The organism is Vibrio sp. 10N.222.46.A1, from assembly GCF_041473595.1.
Classification (GTDB): domain Bacteria; phylum Pseudomonadota; class Gammaproteobacteria; order Enterobacterales; family Vibrionaceae; genus Vibrio; species Vibrio tasmaniensis_A.
Genome location: NZ_JBFRSN010000773.1, coordinates 1 through 6,555, shown reverse-complemented (window position 1 = coordinate 6,555; position 6,555 = coordinate 1). Strand labels below are relative to the sequence as shown.

6 protein-coding genes are annotated in these 6,555 nt (G+C 44.5%); 1 reads left to right on the top strand and 5 read right to left on the bottom strand.

Annotated elements, in window-relative coordinates:
* On the top strand, nt 1–737 hold a 737-nt coding region (locus AB4496_RS19935; protein ID WP_372131714.1), incomplete at its 5' end, for a sensor histidine kinase.
* 180 nt (nt 738–917) lie between these two features.
* Here AB4496_RS19935 and AB4496_RS19930 read toward each other — a convergent pair.
* From AB4496_RS19930 to AB4496_RS19910, 5 genes are all read right to left on the bottom strand, one after another.
* On the bottom strand, nt 918–1,880 hold the full coding sequence (locus AB4496_RS19930; RefSeq protein WP_102258334.1) for a DUF2860 domain-containing protein: 963 nt from the start codon (nt 1,878–1,880) through the stop codon (nt 918–920).
* A 259-nt stretch (nt 1,881–2,139) separates the two neighbouring features.
* On the bottom strand, nt 2,140–3,951 hold the full coding sequence (gene phaC, locus AB4496_RS19925) for a class I poly(R)-hydroxyalkanoic acid synthase (RefSeq protein ID WP_102258333.1): 1,812 nt from the start codon (nt 3,949–3,951) through the stop codon (nt 2,140–2,142).
* 73 nt (nt 3,952–4,024) lie between these two features.
* Nucleotides 4,025–4,372, bottom strand: a complete 348-nt coding sequence (locus AB4496_RS19920; protein ID WP_009845466.1) for a phasin family protein — start codon at nt 4,370–4,372, stop codon at nt 4,025–4,027.
* Between the two features lie 130 nt (nt 4,373–4,502).
* On the bottom strand, nt 4,503–5,714 hold the full coding sequence (locus AB4496_RS19915) for an acetyl-CoA C-acetyltransferase (protein ID WP_102258332.1): 1,212 nt from the start codon (nt 5,712–5,714) through the stop codon (nt 4,503–4,505).
* Between the two features lie 26 nt (nt 5,715–5,740).
* Nucleotides 5,741–6,481: an SDR family oxidoreductase gene (locus AB4496_RS19910; RefSeq protein WP_012600512.1), complete on the bottom strand. Its 741-nt coding sequence runs from the start codon at nt 6,479–6,481 to the stop codon at nt 5,741–5,743.
* Nucleotides 6,482–6,555: the final 74 nt, after the last annotated feature.

Sequence of the window (6,555 nt, the reverse complement as noted above, 5' to 3'; positions counted from 1 at the left end):
GGTCAGAAAGCGCGTCCAACGACCTATTGGCGAACCCCGCTCCCAACTTTAAATTCAGTGAATACAATCGAGTTGCGCTTTATCTAGAAAAGGCACTAAGTAAGAATGCGCACTTGGTAGAAAGAGAACAACGTTTTCTATCTCATGCTAGTCACGAATTGCGAACGCCTATTGCAATCATACGAGCAAATATGGAGATCTTAGAGCGCATCTCCCTGCCCTCAGATTTACAGCGCCCGATCAATCGTATCGACCGCGCGAGCAGCAACATGCAGCAAATTACCGAAACCATGCTCTGGCTAGTCCGAAAGAGTGAAACTCCACCGAATCAGAGCTTAGTTTCGGTCGTCGCTTTATTAGATAATTTGATAGAAGAGTTAGAATATTTAATTCAAGGTGAAGAGATCGACATCATCCGCAATTACCTTCATGCCCCAACAGTGGAACTTCCAGAGACTCCAATCAAAATTGTCGTTGGTAACCTCATTCGTAACGCTTTCCAATACACGCACAGCGGTACGATCCATATCTATTTCGAAAAAAACAGCATAGTGATCAAGAACATCAATACACAGGAACTTGATCTGCCATTTCAAGATAGCTTTGGCCTTGGGCAGGATTTAACCGAGAAAATATGTAAGAAGCTAGGATGGCATCTTGAAGCAGAGGAAATAGAGGGAGGCTTGTTGGCTCGGCTTCATTTGCCGGTCGAAGAAAAATCAAATACCAATACTTAACTTCGTTTAAGTTGAATGACCAAGCTTCATGGCGATCCGACCGGACATTTTTGGTCGCCATTGACTGAATTTAAGCTTCATCACTCATATTCAGTTGCAGCCTCTAGCCGAAAAAATAAACAATAAAAAGGGCTAACAAATATGCTAGCCCCAACTCATCGTGATTAAGCAGTCAATTACTTAAAAGTGATAGCTAACACCAACACTCATCAAATATCCGCTGGTATCGTAGAATGCAATATTGGAATTGTTACTAGAATAACCCGCTAATGCGTTGAATCCCCAGTCTTGCCAACCCATAACGTCCATATATTCATAGCCAAGCGTTGCGCTATATCCATTGTCTTCACGTGTTTTCTTGAATACTGGATTGGATGCATCATATGAGCGATGACTGTAATCTGCATTGACCGAGAATGCATGATCATCCACCATCATTATGTAGGTCAACGAGCCAGAGTAATCAGAGAAAGAAACTGCTTTACCGTCTGCAAGATGTTTTTGATAAGACAACGATGGTTCGATAAAAGAGCTCTCACTAACAGGCATCTCCATAGATAGGCTTGCATAATAGCCTTTAGCGTCACGTTGGAGTACACCGGTTGGCACTCCTAGATGAACGCCCGATTTGTCATTTTTAATGTCTTGCTTGTAGACAGCGAAATCACCCGATAAACCAATATCTAATAAGTTGTCGAGTTGTACACGAAAGGTATCACCAGAGATGTCGGTTTTAGTCCTCGCAGTATTGGCTATGAACGGGTCTTCCCATACTTCACCATTTGCGATTGTTGGAAGGTAAGAGAAAGATACAACCGATTCGTTGCCATATTCCAGTGCGTAGCCAAATTCAAAAGCAAAAACACCTTCAATGATATCGCCACGCGAGGTCCCCATAAAGACCTGCTGGTCGCTATCTGAACCAAATGTGTAGCGCAACTGTCCCAGCGGTACAACAAGCGCACTCGAATCCGATTCTCCCTTGCTGTTCAAGCTGCCTTTTTTTACAGCCTCTGAGTCATCGGTTTCACTACCAAAGCCGACCAATACTCCAACTTCGCCTCCCCAGCCTGGTTCATCAAGTTCAGCCAATACATTTGTACTAAACAAAACCCCTAGAGTCATTAACATGCGGTAATTCATCGCTACTTCTCCTTATGAAAGTAGCGAATAGTTTGCCAACTCGAAGGTAAATTTGGGGTGAATAGAGATACTTCATTGTGGGAGCATACTGACGGCATATGCAACAACTCGAGACGGCCGTTTTTTTTACGACTATTTGTATTGTTACACCTAAATTGGTAGTGGGCGTTTGGGTATTGATGCGTTTGATAAGTGCACCTCTGATATAAGTGGCTGATACCCTAGCAGAAATAGGTATCAACCACTCACGTTAAACAATCTAAGCGTCGCTTTTCGGAGCCTCTACATCAACGACTTCTTTATCGACGATAGGAAGTACCTGTTTTACATAGTTACCCGGTGCCTTGCCAATCACAGGGTGAAGCTCGGAACCTTGATTGAAAGGTTCGACTTTCTCGTCAGCTTCAAAGCCTTGTAACCATTGATCCCAGTGTGTCCACCATGAGCCTTCGTTGTGACTTGCGTTGTTTAGCCATTCGTCAGCAGAGTCGTCTAAGTTGTCGTTCAACCAGTAGCCGTATTTCTTTTTCTCTGGATGGTTAACAATGCCTGCGATATGACCAGACTCGCCCAGAACAAACGTCTTGTTGCCACCAGTGTTCAATGCACCACGGTAAGTCCCCTGCCACAACGCGATATGGTCTTCTTTGGTCGAGATGAAGTAGCTTGGTATCTTAATTTTATTCAAATCAATCCATACGCCGCCCACTTTCACGCCTTTGTCTTGAACCAGTTTGTTTTCAAGATAAAGCTCTCGCAGCAAAAAGTTATGGCATTTAGCCGCCACGTTAGTGCTGTCACTGTTCCAGTACAGAAGATCAAACTCCATCGGGCTACTGCCTTTGAGGTAGTTATCAATATAGTAGTTCCAGTATAAGCTGTTCTCTCGAAGCAAACTGAACGTCACGCTCAACGAACGACCATCCATATAGCCCTTGCCATCGTTCTGCTTCTCAATAGCATTGATGATTGTCTCATTGATGTACGCACCCACCTCACCCGGCTGCGAGAAATCCAACAAGGTGGTAAAAAAGGTCGCTGTTTTGATGCGCTTTTTCATGCGCTTCGCAGCGTAGTAAGCCACCGTAGACGCGAGTACCGTGCCGCCAATACAATAACCTGCCGCATTGATTTGTTCTTTGCCTGTGATGTTTTCAATCGCAGCAACGGCTTTAACCACGCCTTCCGTGACATAGTCACCAAACTCAGTGTCCTTCTGCGCTTCACCTGGGTTGCGCCAAGACATCATGAATACGCTGTGTCCTTGCTCAAGTAACCAGCGCACCATCGAGTTCTTCTCACGAAGGTCAAGAATGTAGTACTTATTGATGAACGGCGGAACGATCAACAAAGGCGTCGCGTTAACCTGCAGTGTCTTTGGATGATACTGAATCAGCTCAAACAGCTCGTTTTGAAAAACAACATCACCTTCCGTGTTCGCAACATCTACACCCAATCGGAAAGCGTTGTTGTTGGTCATGCGGATCTTGAGTATATCGGCGCTTGCTTCAACGTCTGCTTGTAACTGCTCTAACCCATCAAGCAGGTTTTCACCATTTCGCTCAAGCGTCAGTTTCATCAACTCTGGGTTAGTCGCAATGAAATTGCTAGGAGAGAGAGCATTGATTGCCTGACGTGAAAAGAACGCCACACGCTCTTTGGTTTTCTCGTCGATGCCTTCGATAGAATTGATGGTGTCGATGTAGCTTTTACTGAATAACAAATAGGATTGCTTGATGAAGCTATAGAAAGGGTCGTTCTTCCATGCATCATCGATAAAGCGCTTATCACTGCGATCTTCTGAGATGACACTTTCAGTGTTGCCCATCAGTGCTGCGTTTTGCCAGATTTGCAGTTGCTGTTCCCACCATTGAGATTGCAGCTGAAGCAGGACGGCGGGTTGGTTGGCGGCTTGCTCGAAGATTTTTGATGCATCATCAAAATTCAATTCTTGCATCGCTTGATTTAGGGGAGATTGCGCGGCTTCCTTGTTTTGTTCAAAGTTATCCCACCATTGCTGGTTTGTTTGTTGAAGTTTAACAAGGTAGTCCGAAAAGAAGTGTTGAAACATAACATGACTCCAATAATCGGAAAATCGCCACCGAATGTGACAGTAAAACTGCCTCACTCGATGGCGATTAAGTTTATGCAGGTGTGACTGTTTTCAAGTTTTCAGTTGTTAGTGTTTCAACATCGTCTTTGAATTCTTTGGCAGCCGCTTGCAGTTTCGAACTGTCACTCATCATTTGCTGAGACAGTTGAGTTAATGCCGTGAGTTGTTGACTATTGAAAGCGGTCAGGCTGTTTACATCTTTGATTTCGCTGACTGCCTTCATTTGAGAAAGGCCCATATCCGTATAAGTCTGCATCGCATTCATTTGCAGTTCTGTCATCGTTTGAATGTTCTTAGCAACCAACTTGTTGAACTTTAAGTACGGTTCAAATTGCTTTTCTGTTTGGTCAGTAATTGTTTTGAAAATATCCGTGTACATAAGTAACTCCTGATGAATACATAGTTTAATAAATTTGTATAATCATCGTTTCAGCCAACATTCATCTATGAGCTCGCGATGCTTTGAAAAGCTGATCCGATGTTTAAGCTTGCTATCGATACCTTAGGCTCTAACCTTCAATACCTTTTAGCAAAACAGCGGTTCCCATTCCTCCACCCACGCAGAGTGAAGCAACGCCATAAGTCGTTTTCTGTTCAAGCATTTCATGGATGAGTGAAACAATAATTCGATTGCCAGACGCACCTAGAGGGTGACCAAGCGCGATTGCCCCACCATTCACATTGACCTTTGGCTTGAACGCATCAAGCGGTAAATCATGCTGCTCTGACAATTGGTACATTACGCCAAGAGCTTGTGCTGCAAACGCTTCATTCAATTCAAACAAATCTATTTCTTCGAGGGTGAGATTCGCTTTATCAAGCGCTTTAGATACCGCTTCTACTGGGCCTAACCCCATAATTTTGGGATCTAAACCAGATTGCGCGTAGCTGCTCAGCTCTACCAGTGGTGTCAGGCCGTATTTCACGACCGCCGATTCAGACGCTAAGATGATTGCACTTGCGCCATCATTGATGCCCGAAGCGTTACCTGCCGTAACAGACCCTTCACGGTCAAAGGCTGGGCGAAGCTTTTGCAGAGCTTCGAATGTCGCGTCTGACTTCGGATACTCATCGGTATCAAAAATGACGGTTTGTCTGCGCTGCTTAACTTCTACAGGCACGATTTGCTCGTTAAACTTACCCGCTTCAATCGCTGCGACGGCTTTCTGTTGGCTTTCTAGGGCATAGTTATCTTGAGCTAGGCGCGAAACATTTAACGTGTTGGCGATATTTTCAGCCGTCATGCCCATGTGGTAGTGATTAAACGCATCGGTTAAGCCATCACCAACCAATAAGTCTTTCATTGAGATATCACCCATTTTGTGACCATTACGAACACTCGCGGGCACCACAAACGGAATTTGGGACATCACTTCAACGCCAGCAGCAATAACCACTTCAGCATCTTGTGCTTTGATGTGCGCCGCTGCGTCCATCACTGATTTCATACCGCTGCCGCAAATCATGTTCACGCCGTATGCTGGCGTTTCCTCAGGAAGCCCCGCATAAATGGAAGCCTGACGAGCAACCCCCATGCCTTGACCTGCCGAAATCACATTGCCGACGATCACTTCATCAATCGCATCTAACGAAAGATCGACAGACTCAAGTGCGCCTTTGATCGCAACGCCAGCTAACTCACCCGCAGATACGTTTTTTAGCGACCCAGTAAATGCACCAATAGGAGTGCGCTTGGCCGCAACAATAAATACTTTTTCCATCATTCCAATCCCTTCAGTTTCGCCAATTAGTGCATGTACAAGCCGCCATTCACTGACAATGTTTCGCCTGTAATGTACGCCCCAGACTCACTCGCTAAAAAGCCCACTGCATCGGCAATTTCAACAGGCGTCGCTAACCGTTTCATTGGGATTTGATTCTTTATAGAATCAAGGACTTCAGGTTTCATTTGTTCAACCATAGGCGTGCCTGTGTAGCCAGGGGCAACAACATTTACCGTCACACCACTCCTAGCACCTTCAGCGGCAAGCGCTTTTGAAAAACCAATCATCCCGGCTTTCGCTGCTGAGTAGTTAGTTTGTCCGAATTGACCTTTAAGACCATTCACTGAAGAGATATTAATGACGCGGCAATTGCCCTTTTCACACATAGGCGCAAACAGTGGTTGAGTAACATTGAAAAGGCTGTTTAAGTTCGTTTCAATCACGTCTTTCCATGCTTCGGCATCCATCTTCTTAAAAACACTGTCACGCGTTATACCCGCATTGTTGACCAACACATCCACCGTGCCTTCTTCTTCTAACAACTTGCTTAAGCTCAGCGCACATTCCGCAGTATTGGTAACATCTAATTCAAACAATCTCACTTGATCTTCGGTGAATTGTTTTTCGTTAAACCAATCCAAGGCACATTGGTAATTCCCAGTAAAATAAGTCGCGATAACACGATAGCCGTCTGCAACTAACTTAGAGGAAATTGCTGAGCCGATACCGCCTTTTGACCCTGTAATTAAAGCAAGCTTTTTCATTAATGATTCCATCCCTTACAAGAAATTAAATAACAATGATGTTAATAAGATAATGTCTTAGTTGATAATTAAAC